At 72.1% G+C, this 16,927-nt stretch carries 16 protein-coding genes; 4 read left to right on the top strand and 12 right to left on the bottom strand.

Annotated features, from left to right (window positions below; genetic code table 11):
• The first annotated feature begins 122 nt into the window (after positions 1–122).
• Positions 123–332, top strand: coding sequence for a DUF6381 family protein (locus ACWV17_RS13570; RefSeq protein ID WP_455354913.1), 210 nt, complete (start codon positions 123–125; stop codon positions 330–332).
• A 14-nt stretch (positions 333–346) separates the two neighbouring features.
• On the opposite strand, the gene ACWV17_RS13575 is transcribed toward ACWV17_RS13570, so the two are convergent.
• Positions 347–1,903 (bottom strand): FAD-dependent oxidoreductase, encoded by a 1,557-nt coding sequence (locus tag ACWV17_RS13575; protein ID WP_455359875.1) that lies wholly within the window; start codon positions 1,901–1,903, stop codon positions 347–349.
• 99 nt (positions 1,904–2,002) lie between these two features.
• Positions 2,003–2,452 carry an SRPBCC family protein gene (locus tag ACWV17_RS13580; protein ID WP_455354915.1) on the bottom strand — a complete coding sequence of 150 codons (450 nt, stop codon included), beginning with the start codon at positions 2,450–2,452 and terminating at the stop codon, positions 2,003–2,005.
• A gap of 499 nt (positions 2,453–2,951) precedes the next feature.
• On the opposite strand from ACWV17_RS13580, the gene ACWV17_RS13585 reads away from it, so the two are divergent.
• Positions 2,952–5,240 (top strand): SpoIIE family protein phosphatase, encoded by a 2,289-nt coding sequence (locus ACWV17_RS13585; RefSeq protein ID WP_455359876.1) that lies wholly within the window; start codon positions 2,952–2,954, stop codon positions 5,238–5,240.
• Positions 5,241–5,273: 33 nt separating this feature from the next.
• Here ACWV17_RS13585 and ACWV17_RS13590 read toward each other — a convergent pair whose 3' ends face one another.
• On the bottom strand, positions 5,274–8,231 hold the full coding sequence (locus tag ACWV17_RS13590; RefSeq protein WP_455359877.1) for a HAMP domain-containing protein: 2,958 nt from the start codon (positions 8,229–8,231) through the stop codon (positions 5,274–5,276).
• A 202-nt stretch (positions 8,232–8,433) separates the two neighbouring features.
• Here ACWV17_RS13590 and ACWV17_RS13595 point away from each other — a divergent pair, with 202 nt between their 5' ends.
• Positions 8,434–9,390 carry a SigB/SigF/SigG family RNA polymerase sigma factor gene (locus ACWV17_RS13595; protein WP_455359878.1) on the top strand — a complete coding sequence of 319 codons (957 nt, stop codon included), beginning with the start codon at positions 8,434–8,436 and terminating at the stop codon, positions 9,388–9,390.
• On the opposite strand, the gene ACWV17_RS13600 is transcribed toward ACWV17_RS13595, so the two are convergent.
• The 3 genes from ACWV17_RS13600 to ACWV17_RS13610 are packed head-to-tail and all read right to left on the bottom strand — an operon-like array spanning position 9,387 to position 10,484.
• Positions 9,387–9,854, bottom strand: coding sequence for an ATP-binding protein (locus ACWV17_RS13600; protein WP_455354919.1), 468 nt, complete (start codon positions 9,852–9,854; stop codon positions 9,387–9,389). The two genes, ACWV17_RS13595 and ACWV17_RS13600, sit on opposite strands and share 4 nt — an antisense overlap.
• A gap of 27 nt (positions 9,855–9,881) precedes the next feature.
• Complete coding sequence (locus tag ACWV17_RS13605) at positions 9,882–10,277, bottom strand: STAS domain-containing protein (protein ID WP_455359879.1); 396 nt, start codon at positions 10,275–10,277, stop codon at positions 9,882–9,884.
• 36 nt (positions 10,278–10,313) lie between these two features.
• Complete coding sequence (locus ACWV17_RS13610) at positions 10,314–10,484, bottom strand: hydrophobic protein (protein WP_455354933.1); 171 nt, start codon at positions 10,482–10,484, stop codon at positions 10,314–10,316.
• Between the two features lie 120 nt (positions 10,485–10,604).
• Here ACWV17_RS13610 and ACWV17_RS13615 point away from each other — a divergent pair, with 120 nt between their 5' ends.
• Positions 10,605–11,042, top strand: coding sequence for a hypothetical protein (locus tag ACWV17_RS13615; protein WP_455359880.1), 438 nt, complete (start codon positions 10,605–10,607; stop codon positions 11,040–11,042).
• 24 nt (positions 11,043–11,066) lie between these two features.
• Here ACWV17_RS13615 and ACWV17_RS13620 read toward each other — a convergent pair whose 3' ends face one another.
• From ACWV17_RS13620 to ACWV17_RS13645, 6 genes are all read right to left on the bottom strand, one after another.
• Positions 11,067–12,344, bottom strand: coding sequence for a cation:proton antiporter (locus ACWV17_RS13620; protein ID WP_455359881.1), 1,278 nt, complete (start codon positions 12,342–12,344; stop codon positions 11,067–11,069).
• A gap of 195 nt (positions 12,345–12,539) precedes the next feature.
• Positions 12,540–13,388, bottom strand: coding sequence for a YhjD/YihY/BrkB family envelope integrity protein (locus ACWV17_RS13625; protein ID WP_455359882.1), 849 nt, complete (start codon positions 13,386–13,388; stop codon positions 12,540–12,542).
• Positions 13,389–13,426: 38 nt separating this feature from the next.
• Positions 13,427–14,482 (bottom strand): rod shape-determining protein, encoded by a 1,056-nt coding sequence (locus ACWV17_RS13630; protein ID WP_455354924.1) that lies wholly within the window; start codon positions 14,480–14,482, stop codon positions 13,427–13,429.
• A 155-nt stretch (positions 14,483–14,637) separates the two neighbouring features.
• Positions 14,638–15,036, bottom strand: coding sequence for a hypothetical protein (locus tag ACWV17_RS13635; RefSeq protein WP_455354925.1), 399 nt, complete (start codon positions 15,034–15,036; stop codon positions 14,638–14,640).
• A 178-nt stretch (positions 15,037–15,214) separates the two neighbouring features.
• Positions 15,215–15,616: an ATP-binding protein gene (locus tag ACWV17_RS13640; RefSeq protein ID WP_455354926.1), complete on the bottom strand. Its 402-nt coding sequence runs from the start codon at positions 15,614–15,616 to the stop codon at positions 15,215–15,217.
• A 202-nt stretch (positions 15,617–15,818) separates the two neighbouring features.
• Positions 15,819–16,742, bottom strand: a complete 924-nt coding sequence (locus tag ACWV17_RS13645; protein ID WP_455354927.1) for a MurR/RpiR family transcriptional regulator — start codon at positions 16,740–16,742, stop codon at positions 15,819–15,821.
• Positions 16,743–16,927 lie beyond the last annotated feature (185 nt).

Consider the following 16,927-nt stretch of genomic DNA (forward strand, 5'->3'; position numbering starts at 1 on the left):
TCTGCCCCTCACCCCGGGGTTCACGCGTCTATGGCGCGCCGGGACTGCCCGGGTTTGGCCCCCGGCGGCCGGGGCAGCCGCCCCAGTGCCCGACGGCGCCCGCACCCCGACCGGAGGCCACGATGAGCGACCAGCCAGAATCCCGCGTGCGTGCCGAGTACGAGCGCGACAAGGCCGAGGAGTTGCTGCGCAAGGCGCGGAACTCCGCCAACCCGGAGGAGGCGGAGCGGCTTCGCTACCGCGCGGAGCAGCTGAAGGAGCACAGCGAGGCGGCGCTGCGCCACGAGCCGGAGCAGCAGCCCGGGGACATCCGGGAGGAGTACCCCCAGTAGCGGCCGGACACCGGTCACGACCCGCCGGGTTCGGCAGGCATCTCCCGGCGTTCGAGCGGCCGGGTCGCCGGGCCCTGCACGACCGTGCCGTCGGTGGCGAACCGGGAGCCGTGGCAGGGGCACTCCCAGACCCGTTCGGCGTCGTTGAACCCCACCAGGCAGCCCATGTGCGTACAGCGCGCGGAGACCGCGCTGACGGCGCCGGAGTCGTCCCGGTACACCGCGCAGCGGCGGCCCTCGACCCGTACGACCGCCCCCGTACCGGGGCTGATGTCCTCGGCGGAGCCGTCGTGGGCGACGTGCAGGCGGTCCCCGACGAAGTGCTCCACGACGGAGCTCTGGGCCTTGAGGAAGCCGGGCATCTCGCGCAGCGCCACCAGTCGGCGGGGATCGTAGAGCTCGGTCCAGGCGGGGCGGGGCCCGCCGGCCAGATGGGCGGCCAGCAGCCGGCCCGCCATCACGCCGTTGCTCATGCCCCAGCCGCCGAACCCGGTGGCGACGTAGACGTGCTGGGTCCCGGGATGGATATGGCCGACGTACGGCAGATGGTCGGTGGAGTCGTTGTCCTGCGCCGACCACTGGTACCGGGTTTCCGCGCCGGCGAAGCCCGGGAGGTGCTCGCACGCCCAGGAGTCGAGCCGCCCGAGCCGTTCGGCCACGTCGCCCGACCCCGGTACGAACGGCTCGCCCGTGACGATCACCAGCCGCCGCTGGGAGCCGTACGGGGCGGTCCGCACGGACCGGGTGCCGTCCTCCGGTGTGATGTACATGCCCTGTGGAGCCGCACCGGCCGGTACCGGCGCGGCGATGACCAGCTCCCGCCGCGCGGTGAGCCGCGCGATGAGCGTGGTGTGGTCGAACGCCGGGAAGTGGGTGGCGACCACGACGTCCCGCGCGTGAACGGTCGCTCCCCGTTCCGTGGTCAGCCGGCAGTGCGCGCCCTCGTGCAGTGCGGTGATGCGCGTCTGCTCGAAGATCCGCCCGCCCAGCGCGGTGAAGGCGTCGGCGAGACCCAGCAGGAACTTGCGCGGGTGGAACTGGAGTTGTCCGTCGACGCGGACGGCGGCGGCCACCGGGTAGGGCAGGTCCGTCTCGGTGACGAAGGACGCGGACAGGCCCGCTTCCCGGGCGGCCCCGGCCTCTGCCCTGATCTCGTCCACCCGTCGCTCGTCCCGGACGTAGGTGAAGGCCGGAACCCGTTCCAGTTCCGCGTCGATTCCCAACTCGGAGCAGAGGACCGCCACATGGTCCAGCGCCTCCTGCTGGGCCCGTGCGTGCAGCGCCGCGCTCTCCGCGCCGTGCGCCTTGCGCAGCCGCTCGTATCCGAGGCCGTGCAGCGCGGTCAGTTTCCCCGTGGTGTGGCCGGTGACTCCCGAGGCGATGCGGCCGGCCTCGACGATGACGACCTCGCGGCCGGCGCGGGCCAGCTCCCACGCGGTGCACAGGCCGGCGATGCCTCCGCCGACGACTGCCGTGTCCACGGTGAGATCGGCGTCGAGGGAGGGATGGCCGGTGGGCCCGGTGGTGGCCATCCAGTACGACTCGTGGACCGTGGAGCGGTGCGCTGGCATGCCCCACGGGTTCCCCGTGACCGGTCCGGCTAACGGTCCGGACGTCCGGACCGCCTCGATCGGCCCAACCGCGGCACCGGGAGCCCGCCGCACCGGGCGTCAGACCTGACCGCGCCAGCCGCCGGTCGCCGTGCCCCGCTTCTCGATGAACGCCCGGAAGCGCGCCAGGTCGTCCCTGATCTGGCGGCGTACGACGCCCAGCTTGTCCGCGGTGGTCTCCGCGATGCCGCCCGGTTCGAAGTCGAGCTGCATCATGATCTTGCAGCGCTCGTCCGACAGCCGGTGGAAGGTGACCACCCCGGCCTGGTGGATGCCCCCACCCGTCGTGGTCCAGGCCACCCGCCGGTCGGGGACCTGTTCGCAGATCCGTGCGTCGAACTCCCGCCGGATCCCGTTCACCTCGACCTCCCAGTGGGTGAGCGTCGGGGTCAGCTGCTCGATCCGCTGCACGCCCTCCATGAACAGGGGGAACTCCTCGAACTGGGTCCACTGGTCGTAGGCGGTCCGCACCGGGACACCGACCACGACCGACTCCTCGACCTGTGACACGGCTGCCTCCGCTTCCTTCCTGCGGCCCTCTCGTCACGCGGCGTCGTCAGGTGGCCGCGTCCGGCGGGCGCGGCGGCCCGGGGCGGGGGCGCGGCTCGGGGTGCGGGCCGGGCCTCGGTTCGGGCCGGGGGCCGGGCCTGGGTTCGGGGCCGGGCTCATCCGGTCGCGGGGACGGCCGGGGCACCGGAGTGATGTCCGGGTCCGAGGGGACGGGGATGCTCATGACTCGCGCCCTTCCACCGTCGGGCGTGCCGCTCGGGCCCACCCGGCCGGTCTGCTCACCCCCCGCGCTGCGGCTACCCCGCCGTGGGCTGATCAATCGGCGCCTCGGACCGGACCCCGGTTTCCGTCGCCCCTGCCGCGGCCGGGCCGCCCGAGTAGAATCCGGTGCGTCGCGATCGCGTCCGCCGCCGGCAGGTACCACCACGTACCCACCCGCCACGCATCCCGTACGAATCCACCGGCGCCCATGGCCTCCCCTCCTCGAAACGGAGAAGTCATGATCATGCCCGAGCTGGGGCCGCTTCCGGGCCCGGCCACCACGGAGGGCGACCTCTGTGCGGCCGTGGCCGAGCTCTCCGCGGAAGTCACCGCCCTGCACGCCGAGCGGGCGCGCCGCCATCTGCTCGACCTCGCCGCCGGCGTTCTGGTGGCCCAGCTCTCGGTGACCCCCTTCGACGCAGCGGACCATCTGGGGCGCCTCGCCGAGTCGACCGGACTGAGCGCGGAGGACCTGGCGGCCGACATCGTCAACGGCGCCGCCGGGACGGTCGTCGCCGAGGCGGCCGGCGCGCACGAGGTGGCGCACGCGCGCCGGTCCCGCCGGACGGTGTCCGCGGCGGAGGCCGGCGACACGGTCGGCGAGGTGGCGGCCGCGCTGCTCGAAGGCGGCCTGCGCCCGCTCGGAGCACAGGCCCTCCTGCTGTGGCGCCGCACGGCGACGGGCTGCCTGGAGCTGGCCGGCCACGCAGGGGTGAGTGCCCCGGACGCCTCCCACTGGCGGTGGTTCCCCCCGGAGGGCGGCGGGTCGCTGCACCGCGTCATGGCGAGGGCGCAGCCCGACTGGCTGCCGGCCGGTCCGCCGTCCGGTGAGCGGCTGCCGGGCTCCACCCCCGACGCCGCCCGCGCGGTCCTGCCGCTGTGGCACCGGGGCGCCGTCACGGGTGTGGCGCTGGTGGTGTGGCCGGGCCCGGCCGAGCTGGACGAGCCGGTACGCCGGGCGCTCATGGGGCTGACCGAGACAGCGGCCCGGATGCTCGACGAGGCCGGCCCCGATCCGGCGGAGCCGGCGGTGCTCGGCGCCCTGCTGGATCTGCTGGCCCATCCGGCGATGACGCTGCGTACGGAGCCGGAGCCGGAGCCGGAGCCGGGGTCCGAGCACTCAGCTCTCCACGTCGAGCACCTCAACCCGGCGGCGCTGAAGGCCGCGGGCGGGGTCCACGCGCCGCAGGGGCGCCCGCTGGCCCAGGTCTTCCCGCACGTCCACGGCGATCTGGCACGCCTGGTGGCGGGCGTCCGTGCCACGACAGCAGTACAGCGCGCCGACCGGGTGCCCGGCACGTACCGGCACGGCGGCCCGGACCCCATGCTCGACGTCCGTGTGCTGCCGGCCGGGCGGGACCGCACCGTCGTGCTCTGGCACACCACCAGCGACCCGGGCCGGTCGGCCGCGCGGGCGCTGGGCCGGCTGGAGTACGTCGCCTCCTTCGAGGACGACCTGGTCACCGGCGACTCGCGGTGGAGCGACCAGGCGTACACGATCTTCGGCATCCCGCGGGACACCGACCCAGTCCCGCTGGGCAGGCTCGCGCCGCGGCTGCACGCGGCGGACACCGGCCGGCTGGAGGAGCTGCTGAGCACCGTGACCGGCCGGCTGGAGGGCATGTACACCCTGGTGCGCGTCATCCGTGACGACGGCGGGCTGCGCCATGTGCGGATCGCAGCGGAGCCGTTGCTGACCGACGGCGTGCTCACCGGGGTGACCGGCATCTTTCAGGACGTGTCGGCCCGGCACCACACCGAGGTCGCGCTGACCGCCACCTTCGACCAGCTGACCGCCGTCCAGGCGCAGTCCGCGCTGCGCCACCAGCTGGCCCTCCAGCTCCAGCAGGCGATCGTCCCGGAGGTCCCGAGGCTGGAGGAGCCGCCGGGGCTCCAGGTCGCGGCCCGCTACCGGCCGGCGGCGGAGGAGTACCGCGTGGGCGGCGACTGGTACGACGTGCTGCCGCTGCCCAGCGGCCGGGTCCTGGTGGCGGTCGGCGACATCGCCGGGCACGGTATCGACGCCTCCACCGGCATGGTCGCGCTGCGCAACGCGCTGCGCGGGCTGGCCTTCACCGGCCACTCCCCCGGCCGCCTCATGGCGTGGCTGAACGAGGTCACGCTGCACACGCACGGGCATCCGACGGCCACCGCGGTGTGCGCGCTGTACGACCCGGCCGAGCGTTCCCTGTGCTGGGCGAGCGCGGGCCATCTGCCCCTGCTGCTGCTGCGTGCGGGGCGGGCCGAGTTCCTCGAACCCCCGCGCAACATCCTGCTGGGGGCGGCCCCGTCCGCGTTCTACCAGGAGACCGTGACCCAGCTGATGACCGGGGACATACTGCTGCTCTACACCGACGGGTTCATCGAGCGGCGGCACACGGGGCTCGACGAGAGTCTGGCGATCCTGCGGCGCGCGGCGGAGAGCCTCGGCCCGGGCAGGATGGACGAGCACGCCGACCGGCTGATGGGGGCCGTGATCGGCGACACGGACGACGACACCAGCCTCGTGGTCGTCAGGGTCTCCTGAGCCGGTCGTACCGCCGGCCGTACTGCCCGCCGGTCAGCCGCTCAGCCAGCCGCGGATCCGGCCGACCAGGTCGTCGGTGTCCACGGGTTTGGTGACGTAGTCGTTCGCGCCGGCCGCCAGTGCCTTGGCGCGGTCGCCGGGCATCGCCTTGGCGGTGACCGCGATGACCGGTACGTCGGCGTACCGCGGCATCTCGCGGATCGCGGCGGTGGCGGCGTAACCGTCCATGCCGGCCATCATCACGTCCATCACGATGAGGTCCACGTCGTCGTGCGCGGCCAGCAGTTCGAGTCCGGCGCCGCCGTTGTCCGCCCGCAGGACGCGCATCCCCTCCCGTTCCAGGACCTCGGTGAGTGCGAAGACGTTACGGGTGTCGTCGTCGACCACCAGGACCGTACGTCCGGCCGCCACCGGGACACCGGACGGCAGCTCGCCCTCCCGCTCCCACCGCATCCGGGCTCCGGAGTGCGGCCGTTCCGGGTGATGCTCGGCGTGCACCGGGAGGTAGAGGGTGAAACGGCTGCCGCGCCCGGGGCTGCTCTCGGCCACGACGGAGCCGCCGAGCAGTTGTGCCACCTCCCGGCTGATGGACAGTCCGAGGCCGGTGCCGCCGTAGCGGCGGGCGGTGGTGCCGTCGCCCTGCTGGAAGGCGCCGAAGATGGTCTCCAGGCGGTCGTCCGGGATGCCGATGCCGGTGTCGGTGACACGGAACGCCAGCGCGGGCCCGCCGCCGCGCAGGGCCGGAGGCAGTTCGTCGTCCCCGGCACGGTCGACGCGCAGTTCGACGTGGCCCTCGTCGGTGAACTTCAGTGCGTTGGACAGCAGGTTGCGCAGCACCTGCCGGAGCCGGGACTCGTCGGTGGTGAGCTCGTCGGGGACGTCCGGTGCGGCGATCACCCGGAAGTCCAGCCCGCGTTCGGTCGCGACCGGCCGGAAGGTGGCCTCGGCGTACTCCAGCAGGAGGTCCAGCGCGACCGGCTCGGGGTGGATGTCCATCTTGCCGGCTTCGACCTTCGACAGATCCAGGATGTCGTTGATCAGCTGGAGCAGGTCGGAACCGGCGGAGTGGATGACCTCGGCGTAGTCGACCTGCTTCTCCGTCAGATTGCCCTCGGGGTTCTGCGCGAGCAGCTGGGCGAGGATGAGCAGGCTGTTCAGCGGGGTGCGCAGTTCGTGGCTCATGTTGGCCAGGAACTCCGACTTGTACATGGAGGTACGCGAGAGCTGCTGCGCCCGGGTTTCCAGCTCCTGGCGCGCCTGCTCGATCTCCAGGTTCTTGCGCTCGATGTCCCGGTTGCGGTCGGCCAGCAGGGCGGCCTTCTCCTTGAGTTCGGCGTTGGACCGCTGGAGTTCCTTCTGCCGGGCCTGCAACTCCTGGGACCGGGTGCTGAGTTCGGCCGTGAGGCGCTGGGAGCGGTCCAGCAGTTCGTCGGTGCGCGCGTTGGCGATCAGGGAGCTGACATTGACTCCGACCGTCTCGATGAACTGTTCGAGGAAGTCGAGGTGGATGGCGGTGAACGGGCGCAGCGCGGCCAGCTCGATGGCGCCGAGGACCTGGTCCTCCACGACGATCGGCAGCACGATCAGCGTGGTGGGGTCGAGCGAGCCGGTGCCGGAGGCGATGGTCGCGTACCCCGGGGGAACATCGCGGACCGTGAGGGTGCGGCGGCTGCGGGCGGCCTGGCCGACCAGGGACTGCCCGATCCGGAAGCGCGGAGGAGCGCCGGCGGGGTCGTCGGGTGCTCCGTACGCGGCGGTCCTGACCAGTTCGGTGCCGTCGGCGCGCTCCTCGGCCAGGAAGAAGGCTCCGTACTGTGCGCCGACCAGCGGAGGGACACCGTCCATGATGAGTTCGGCGACCGCGGCGAGGTCCCGGGCGCCTTGCATGAGCCCCGCCATCCGGGCCAGGTTGGTCTTGAGCCAGTCCTGTTCCTCGTTGGCGCGGATGGTCGCGCGCAGCGACTCGACCATGGCGTTGATGTTGTCCTTGAGGTCGCCGACCTCGCCGGGCGCCTCGACGGTGATCGAGCGGGTCAGGTCGCCCTCGGCGACCGCGCTGGTCACCTCGGCGATGGCGCGCACCTGCCGGGTGAGGTTGCCGGCCAGCTCGTTGACGTTCTCGGTGAGCCGCTTCCAGGTGCCGGAGACCCCTTCCACCTCGGCCTGGCCGCCGAGCCGCCCCTCGCTGCCGACCTCGCGCGCCACCCGGGTGACCTCGGCGGCGAAGGACGACAGCTGGTCGACCATGGTGTTGATGGTCGTTTTGAGTTCGAGGATCTCGCCGCGGGCGTCGACGTCGATCTTGCGGGTCAGATCGCCCTGCGCGACGGCCGTGGTGACCTGGGCGATGTTGCGGACCTGGTTGGTCAGGTTGGTCGCCATGGAGTTGACGTTGTCGGTCAGATCCTTCCAGGTGCCCGAGACGCCCTGGACGGTCGCCTGTCCGCCGAGGTCTCCCTCGGTGCCCACCTCCCGGGCGACCCGGGTGACCTCCTCGGCGAACGAGGAGAGCCGGTCGACCATCGTGTTGATGGTCTCCTTCAGCTCCAGGATCTCCCCGCGCGCGTCCACCCTGATCTTCTGGGTCAGGTCCCCGCGCGCGACGGCGGTGGCGACCTGTGCGATGGACCGCACCTGGGAGGTGAGGTTGTCGGCCATGGTGTTGACGCCGGCGGTGAGCTCGAGCCAGACGCCGCTGACGCGGGGTACCTGGGCGTGCCCGCCGAGCAGGCCCTGCCCGCCGACCTCCCGGGCCACCCGGGTGACCTCCGCGGTCACCAGCGACAACTGGTCGACCATCCCGTTGTAGATCGACGCGATCTCGCCCAGCAGTCCTCCGGCGTCGTCGGGGAGGCGGGTGCTGAAGTCTCCGTCGCGTACGGCGGTGAGGCCGGCCAGCAGCCTGCGGAGGCCTTCTTCGCTCAGTTCCGTGGTGGGGCGGGCCGCCCCGGTGGTCCGGTCGGACTCTTCCATGGCTGACCTCGCGCTCATGACTCACGGCCTGCGTCCACTGTGGCACGCGGCCGCGCGGCGGTCATCCGGGCCCCCGGGCGGGGCCATCCGCGTGGGGCGGCGCCCCCTGCCTGCACAAAAGCGTCAAACCGGCATAATCGGGTATGTCAGCCAGGGAAGCTCACGCGACGGTCCCGCTGCAGCCGACAGCGCCGGCCGCTTTTTCCGTCGGAGGAGCCTCATGTCCAGCACTGCCCGTTCCGCCCGCACCGCCCGTACCGCCCGGGTGACCGGCCGTACCGCCCGAAGGGCCGGACGTACCCCGTCCCCCGCGGCGTCGGCCGCGCGCCGGCCGCAGCCGCGGGAGGCGGCCGCTCTCGCCGGGCTTCCGGACATCCCCGACCCCCGGACCCTGAGCACCGTGGACGCGCGGACGCTGTCCACGTCCCTGTTCCAGCGACTGGGCACGCTGGACGAGGGCTCGCCGGAGTACTCCTACGTCCGCAACACCCTCGTCGAGCTCAACCTCAGCCTGGTGAAGTACGCCGCCACGCGGTTCCGCAACCGCAGCGAACCGGTGGAGGACATCATCCAGGTCGGGACGATCGGCCTGATCAAGGCGATCAACCGGTTCGACGTGGAGCGCGAGGTCGAGTTCGCCTCCTTCGCGCTGCCGACCATCGTCGGCGAGATCAAACGCTTCTTCCGGGACACCAGCTGGGCCGTCCGGGTGCCCCGCCGGCTCCAGGAGCTGCGGATCGACCTGGCCAAGGCGTACGACACGCTGGAGCAGGGGCTGGGCCGCGTGCCCACCGCGGCGGAGCTCGCCGAGCGCCTCGATGTCACCGAGGCGGAGGTGGTCGAGGGGCAGCAGGCGGCCAACGGTTACATCGCGCGTTCCCTGGACGCTCCGCTGAAGGAGGACGAGGCCCGCAGCGCGGTGACCCGCTGTCTCGGCGCCGAGGACCGCGCGTTCGACGTGATCGAGTGCCTGGAGTCCCTCAAGCCGCTGATCGCCGCCCTGCCCGAGCGCGACCGGGTCATCCTGTCGCTGCGCTTCGGCGAGGAACTGACTCAGTCGGAGATCGGCGCGCGGCTGGGCATCTCCCAGATGCATGTCTCGCGGCTGCTCGCGCGCGCCCTGAGTACGCTGCGCACCGGCCTGCTGGAGGACCAGCCGCCGGACACGGAAGACTAGGAGCGCGGAACGGCCTGCCGCCGCCGGCCACGTGCGGCGCGTACCGGTGACGTCACCTCCAGCCAGACGGTCTTGCCGTCCTCCCGCGCGGCCGAACCCCATCGGCGGGCGAGCCGCTCCACCACCAGCAGCCCATGGCCGCCGGGCTGCGCGGCGCTGCCCGGCGGCCGTGGCCTGGGGTGCTCGGGACTGGTGTCGGCGACCTCGATCCGCAGCCGTTCGTCGGTGCAGTTCAGTACGAGTTCGGTCGGTCCGGCGGTGTGCAGGCAGGCGTTGGTGATCACCTCGGAGACCAGCAGCAGCACGTCGTCGACGACGGCCTGGTGTTCCTCGTTCCCGGCCGGGGTCCAGCCCCAGTCGGCCAGAGCCGCACGGGTGAAGTCGCGGCACCTCGTGACCAGACCCCTGGTGCCGTACAGCGCGAGACGCCGGGTCTGGCCCTGCGCCAGGAGGCCCTCGCCCATGAGCGTCCTCCTGTCACTCGTGTCCCGTCAGGTGTGCCGCCGGTCCGCCAGCGCCGCGGACAGGTCGGCGTGCACCCGGAACACTCCGTCGGCTCCGGTGATGTGGAACATCCGGGCGACGGGCGGCTGCAGAGCGGCGAGCTCCAGCCGGATGCCGGACTCCTGGGCGGCCAGCCGGCCCCGTAGCAGGACGTTCAGTCCGGTGGAGTCGCAGAACCTCAGTTCCGCGCAGTCGACGACGACGCGATCCCTGCCGGCACCGAAGCTGTCGGCGAGCGCCTCGCGCAGCGGATCGGCGGTGTCGTGGTCCAGCTCGCCCGCGAGCGCCAGTACCACCGCACCGTCGTCCGGCCTCCCCCGGACGGTGAACCTCGCTCCGGGGGCGCCCTCACCTTCCGGCTGCCCGGTCACTTCCGTCACCATGCCGAATCTCCCGTTGCGTGCGGATCTGCCGACGATCTACCAGCGGTACCAGCGCGACCTGCCGCCTCCTGAGGCCGAACCCCGCATGAAGAAGCCCAGCACCCAGATGACCAGGACCGCCAGCGCAATCCACCAGAGGATTTCAATGGCGAATCCGAATCCGAACAGGATCAGAACCAGAAGGAGCACCAGCAGGAGCGGAACCATGTCGATCATCTCCTCGCCTCGACGTGTCCGTGCCTCGGCCTGCGAGTGCCCCGAATAGTCCGACTTACGCATATGCTGGCACCGTCGTCCGGAAAGCTGGGTGGCCAGATGAGAACGCCCTTGGAAGAACCGATCGGCAGAATCCAACAATTCGAACTGCTGGGTGTCAGTCTGCAGGCGGAGGGCCGCGAGGAGATCGATGTCCCGCTTCCCGTGTCCGGCGGGGAATCGGTGGCCATGCCACGGGCGGCTCCTTTCGCGCTGAAGGAAGGGGCGGAGATCCGTATCACGCTGGCTTTCCGCCTGGGAACGGCCGTGGAAGGCCTGAAGTTCATGGACATGCGGCAACGCCAGGGAGCGGTGGTCAGCACGTCCGAGGTGCTCCTCGGCGGTTACCGGCCGGGCGGCCCGTACGAGGTGGTGCTGCCGCCGGAGCGACTTCCCATCGGCCACCTGGCCCGCGACACGTACGAGGTGACCGGGACGTTCGTCGACTCGGACGGCCACGTGCTGGGCCATGAGCGCCACACCTTCGTCATCACGAAGGACTGGGAGTGAGCACGCCTCCCTGCCCGGCGGCTCTTACGGCCCGGGAGGTGCGCCGCCGCGGCGGGCCGTCCGGTTCAGCCGGTCCAGCCGGGAGATGACCGGAGTGGCGGCTGTTCCGTGGACGACGACGGACACCAGAACCGTGAAGGTCACCACCGCCCACAGTTCCCGCTCGAACCCGCCGAAGGTGCTCTCCCCCAGGGCGAAGGCGAGGTAGTACACCGATCCGATGCCCCGGATACCGAAGAGCGCCGCCACCGCCCGCTCCCTGGGTCCCGTCCGGCCCCGGAGCTGGGCCACCCAGCCGGTGACCGGGCGGATCACCAGCAGGAGGAGCAGCCCGGCCGCGGCGCCGCGCCAGGTGAGCGCCGAGAGGCCACCCAGGGCGATGAAACCGCCGAGGAGGAACAGCACACCGGCGGTGAGCAGGCGCTCGACCTGTTCCATGAACGCGTGCAGCACCCGGTGGTAGCCATGGGTCCGTTCGGCTGCCCGGATGGCGCACGCGGTCGTGAACACGGCCAGGAAGCCGTAGCCGTGCAGGACCTCCGTCAGGCCGTACGCCAGGAAGGTGGCGCCCAGCGCCACGAAGCCCTCCCGGTGCTCGGACAGCCGCAGCGCTTCCCAGTTGGCCCGGAAGAACATCCAGCCGAGCAGCTTCCCCAGGGCGAGACCGACGAGCACCCCCACCGTGGCTCTGAGCGCCACATCGCTCCAGAACCAGTGCGCGATCCACCGGTCGGACCAGCCCGTCCCGGCCGCCGCGAAGAACGCGACCGCCGCGAGGACGAACGGGAAGGCCAGTCCGTCGTTGAGACCGGCCTCGCTGGTGAGGGCGAACCGCACCTCGTCCTCGTCGTGCTCGGCATCGGTCGGCTCCCCCACCCTGACCTCCGCGGCGAGCACCGGGTCGGTCGGCGCGAGGACGGCGGCCAGCAGCAGCGCCACGGCGGGGGGCCAGCCCAGCAGCCACCAGGCGGTGAGCGCGGTGCCGATCACGGTCAGCGGCATGGTGATGCCCAGCAGCCGCCAGGTGGTCGACCAGGACCGGAGGCCGAACGGCCGGTTGATGGCGAGCCCGGCTCCCATCAGCGAGGCGATGACGCACACCTCGCTCAGATGCTCCACCCATACCCGCTCCCGCACCGGGTCGAGTGCCGGCAGCTCGACGGGCAGGAGGAACACCAGTACGCCGAACCCCAGGAAGACCATCGGCAGGGACACCGGCTGTCTCGCCACCAGCCGGGGCAGCACCGCGGCCAGCAGGGCGCCCAGCCCGACACAGGCGTAGGCCACATGCGTCATCGTCATCGGGACCGCCCGCCGGCCCCAGGGCCTCTCGGCAGCGCCGGAGCGTCGCGCATTCGTCGTCTCCTCCGCTGGCTCGCCGTTTCGACCGTGGCGCGGCACGACAGGTCTCGCAACGCGGAAGGTCCGGCTACCCGGCGATCACCCGGCCATGCCGCCCGATCCACGGGCGGCGGTGCCGGCGCGCCCGGCTGGACGTCAGCCGGACTCCGCCTCGCCCCGCAGTCGGCGCTGCATGCGCCGCTCGTGGTAGAGCCGGCCCACCAGCGCGCCTCCGTAGACGACCACGCCGACGCCCACCAGCCAGGACTGCACGACCAGTACCGTCCCGAAGGGGCCATAGGTGATGGCGTTCGACGCGATCAGGGGTGAGAAGACCAGCTGCGAGAAGACCCGCAGGCCCAGCATCGCGACGGCGGTGGCCACCGCGCCGGGCAGCAGCGCCCGCCAGCGGACCCGGCCTCCGAGCAGCAGCCGCTGGGAGAACCAGAAGAACAGGAAGGTGCCGACCAGGTCGCCCAGGACACCGAGGAGGGAGGCCATGAAGGACTCCCCGGAGGCGGGCGTGTTGACGAACAGCACGAGACCGACGATGAGCGTGCCGAGCCAGACGACATGCCGCCACATGGTGTGCCAGCGGGCCGTCGGCAGGTCCCAGACCTTCTCGTAGCCGGTCTGTACGACGGATCCGAAGGTCAGCCCGAAGACCGTGAGGGCGGCGAGGCCGAAGGCGGTGGTCCGCTGCAAGGCCTGCCCCGGCATACCGAAGAGGCGCTCGACCTCGTCCCGGGAGGACTCCGACACGCCCAGGGCATGTCCCAGCCAACGGCCAAAGCCCTGCCCGCTCGCCGGATCCGCCGCGGCGACGACGATCAGGAGCGGCACCATGGTCAGGAACGCGAGCGCCGCGAAGCCCATGGCGCGGTGCATCAGCTCCATCTCCCGGCCGCGGCTCCAGCCGAGGCCGGCCCAGGAGGCGAGCAGTCTGTCGTGCAGATGCCGGATCCGGTGGGCGTGGTGCGCCACCCCTGCGCGCTTGGAGGTCATGTCGGCGAGGTCATGTCGGTGAGGTCACGTCTGTGAGGTCACGTCTGTCCCGGACGCCCCTGGCCGGCGGTCCTGCCGTCGATCATCGCGCCCAGGCCGCGGACGGCACACTCCTCCGGGTCGTCGGCGATGTGGACGGGCACGGTGACGGCCTGCCGCAGCAGCGAGTCGAGGCCCGGCAGCCGGGTCACCGCGCCGGCGATCACGACGCCGCGGTCGGCGATGTCGACGACCAGGTCGGGCGGGCAGCGGCGCAGCACGGTGAACACGCTGTCCATGACGGCGCCCAGCGGGGCGGCCGTCGCCTCACGGGCGGCGTCGACGTCGACGGTGACGGCGCGCGGCATTCCGTTGGTCACGTCCCGGCCGCTCACCTCGATGCTGGGGTCCGTGTCGTACGCGGTGGCGCTGAGTTCGTGCAGCAGGGCCCGGACGGCCTGGCTGTGCACCGAGAGTCCGTACCGGGCGCGGAAGTGCTCGACGACCGTCTGGGCGATCACGTCGCTGCCCACGGGCGCGCTCGCCGACGCGACGACGGCGCCCAGGGACAGCACCGCCACCTGGGTGCGGTCGGAGCCCGCCACCACGATCATGGCCGCTTCGGGACGTTCGACCGGGAGGCCGCAGCCGACTGCCGTGGCCAGCAGGGTGTCGACGAGTTCGACCCGCCTTATCCCGGTGCCGCTCAGGGTCTCGACGGCGGAGCGGCACGCCACGGGCGGGCTGCCGTAGGGGAGGCAGACGGCCGCCCTGGTGAGCGGGGCGCGCTGCCAGGCGCGGCGCAGTTTGAGCCCGACCACGTTCCGCAGCAGGCTCCGGGCGAGTTCGACGTCGACCACCATGCCGCCCGGTATCGGCCGTACGACGCGGATGTGCTCGGGCGAGCGGCCCGCCATCTGCTCGGCCTTGGTGCCGACCGCGACGACGGTGCCGCAGTCCTGGTCCACGGCGACGACGCTGGGTTCGTCGGCGACCAGGCCGTGGTTCCTCAGATAGACGCGCGTCCGGTCGGCGGCCAGGTCGACAGCGACGGAGCAGCGCTGCAGGCGCTCTCTCACGGCCAGGATCGGATCGCTGACGCGTATGTCCTCCACAGGACCTCCCTCGCTGAGCGGCACGTTCCTTCCACCCTGCGGGCCTTTGGCGTCGGCCGCCCATCAGGGTGCTCCGGGCGTGTCGGTCCCGCGCAAACGCGGCGGTACGGCGTGGGGGTCCTTCGGTCGGGTGTCCTCCGGTCGGGCGTGTGGTGTCAGACGCGCAGCCGGCCGCGCCGGACGCCGCTGCCGGCCAGGAGTGCGTCGCTGATCACGCGGACTCCGCGGGCGATGCGGCTGAGCTCGTCCAGTTCGAGGGCGTACAGCCGGATGGTGTTCTCGATGACGCTCTCGGACACGCCCAGGGTCGGCAGCTCGGCCCGCGAGGTCTGCAGCGCCACCCGCACGGCACGGATCTCGTGCTGGACGTGGAGATGCGCGTGGCGGGCGAGGATGACGTGGTTGCGGGTGAGCGTGGAGTAGCCGGCGTACCGGGCGGGCAGCAGGTCCCGCAGCCACCGGGCAGCCGTACGCTCCCAGTCGTGGCTGCCGGGGGCCTTGACCTGGCTGGGCCAGTCGGCGGCGGTCGGTGAGAGGGTCTGAGGCATCGTCATCGCTTCCGGGTGAGGTGCGGATGGGGTGCGGGTACGGCTGATGGGCGCTGGTGGCGCGGTTTTTGGCGGCCCCGGCCTAGGGGATGACCGGGGCCGCCATGGGCGTCCGCAGAGGCGGAGCGCCCGGGTAGAACACCTGGGGCCGACGAGAGGAGTCCGCGTCGCCCCGGGTGTCCGTTCAGGGAGCCCGTAGGGGCTCGATGCGGTAAATAGCCCGCACCTTGGTGGAGTTGACCGTCGTGGTGCTGTCGACCGAGTGCGCCAGGTGGCACACGATGCCCAGCCCGCGGCCGAATTCCTCGTCGAGTTCGTCAAGTGAAGCCCTCAACGTGGCCCGCGGCGGCCCGCCGTAGTCGGTGACCTGGATGCTCAGGGTCAGGTCTGCGTCCGACAACGCCAGGCCCAGGGTCATCGCGTCCCGCCCGTGCACGGCCGCGTTTCCGGCCAGTTCACCGACGATGATCAGGCCGCAGTGCTGGTCGTGCGTGGCCAGGCACCACGCGTCCAGACAGGCCGCCGCATGGCGCCGGACCGTGGACACATGCCGCTCGCATGCGGGTGCAGCGATGACTGAGTACATGGTGCGGACCGCCGGCTTTCCTGTGCGGAGGTATGGGCCTGCTCGGGACTGCGCGGGGACACCCCGGGGTCACCCACACGCAGTAAATATATATACCGTCGAGTATGCAAGGGCATGAAAAAATTCATGCAAACCTTCGGATGAAAACTTGGCCGGTACCGGGCGGAACCGGTCAGTGTGGACCGGGTCAGTGCGGGACCGGTCAGTGCTCGTGGAAGAAGTGGTGCTGCTCCGCGACCTGCTCGTACCCCTCCAGGCGCGCCTGAGTGCGCTCGGGGTCGGCGTCGGCCATCGCCTGCAGCACGGCGGCTGACAGCACGCCGGGGGCCGCGTAGGAGTCGAAGACGAGCCGCGAGCCGCTGTTCGCGCTGAGCACCACGTCCACCTCGTCCACGAACGGGCTGAGCGGCTGATCGGTGATCAGGGCGACCCGGAGTCCGGTGGAGCGGGCGTCCCGGATCGCCGCCAGCGTCTCGTTGGCGTACCTCGGCATCGAGAACGCCAGCACCCATGTCCCGCCGGCCTCCCGGGACTGGAGCAGCGCGTCGAAGGCCACGCTCCCCCCGCGCGTCACCAGCCGTACGTCGGGGTGGATCCGGCGCGCGGCGTACGCGAAGTACTCCGCCAGCGAGACGGAGATGCGCAGGCCCAGGATCGTCAGCGGCACCGACTGGGCCAGGTCGCGGCCGAGTTCGATGACCCGGTTGGGATCGCCCAGCAGCCGGCGCAGGTTCTCCAGGTTCTCGATCTCGGTGTCGATGGCCGCCTGCAACTCGTTGCGGCGGATCTCCTCCGGGCTGTCGGGCGAACCCGCGACAGCGCTGAGCGCGATCGGCTGCAGGGCCTCGCGCAGCGCAGGAAACCCGCTGAAGCCCAGGGCGGAGGCGAAGCGGGTCACGGACGGCTGGCTCACCCCCACGCGTTCGGCGAGGTCGGTGATGGAGAGGAACGCCGCTTCGGGGAGGTGGTCGACCATGTACTGGGCGATGCGCCGCTGCGCAGGGGACAGCCGGCGACCGTCGAAGAGGGCCAGAACCCGGGACGTCGGCGCGCCCTCGGTGTCCGGGGACGGCTGCCCCGAGGTGATCGCGGACGCCTGTGCGCGTGCCTGCTGCCCTGATGGCACCGGCGTGCCTCCTTCTCGTCCCACTCGTGCTTCAACATAGCTCACCTGCTGTGGGCGCAGGGCGGCTCGCCAGGAGGTCCTCCGCGTACAGAGGGTCCTCCTCGTGCAGGGGCGGGGGGGGGGGGGGGGGGGGGGGGGGGGGGGGGGGGGGGGGGGGGGGGGGGGGGGGGGGGGGGGGGGGGGGG

Source organism: Streptomyces mabaensis (genome assembly GCF_053763515.1).

Excerpts from the sequence above, each read along its gene's own strand:
- ACWV17_RS13625 (WP_455359882.1), bottom strand. The coding sequence starts at position 13,388 with ATGACCTCCAAGCGCGCAGGGGTGGCGCACCACGCCCACCGGATCCGG.
- ACWV17_RS13575 (WP_455359875.1), bottom strand. The coding sequence starts at position 1,903 with ATGCCAGCGCACCGCTCCACGGTCCACGAGTCGTACTGGATGGCCACC.
- ACWV17_RS13640 (WP_455354926.1), bottom strand. The coding sequence starts at position 15,616 with ATGTACTCAGTCATCGCTGCACCCGCATGCGAGCGGCATGTGTCCACG.
- ACWV17_RS13590 (WP_455359877.1), bottom strand. The coding sequence starts at position 8,231 with ATGAGCGCGAGGTCAGCCATGGAAGAGTCCGACCGGACCACCGGGGCG.
- ACWV17_RS13605 (WP_455359879.1), bottom strand. The coding sequence starts at position 10,277 with ATGGTGACGGAAGTGACCGGGCAGCCGGAAGGTGAGGGCGCCCCCGGA.
- ACWV17_RS13610 (WP_455354933.1), bottom strand. The coding sequence starts at position 10,484 with ATGGTTCCGCTCCTGCTGGTGCTCCTTCTGGTTCTGATCCTGTTCGGA.
- ACWV17_RS13585 (WP_455359876.1), top strand. The coding sequence starts at position 2,952 with ATGATCATGCCCGAGCTGGGGCCGCTTCCGGGCCCGGCCACCACGGAG.
- ACWV17_RS13600 (WP_455354919.1), bottom strand. The coding sequence starts at position 9,854 with ATGGGCGAGGGCCTCCTGGCGCAGGGCCAGACCCGGCGTCTCGCGCTG.
- ACWV17_RS13635 (WP_455354925.1), bottom strand. The coding sequence starts at position 15,036 with ATGACGATGCCTCAGACCCTCTCACCGACCGCCGCCGACTGGCCCAGC.
- ACWV17_RS13595 (WP_455359878.1), top strand. The coding sequence starts at position 8,434 with ATGTCCAGCACTGCCCGTTCCGCCCGCACCGCCCGTACCGCCCGGGTG.
- ACWV17_RS13620 (WP_455359881.1), bottom strand. The coding sequence starts at position 12,344 with ATGACGATGACGCATGTGGCCTACGCCTGTGTCGGGCTGGGCGCCCTG.
- ACWV17_RS13570 (WP_455354913.1), top strand. The coding sequence starts at position 123 with ATGAGCGACCAGCCAGAATCCCGCGTGCGTGCCGAGTACGAGCGCGAC.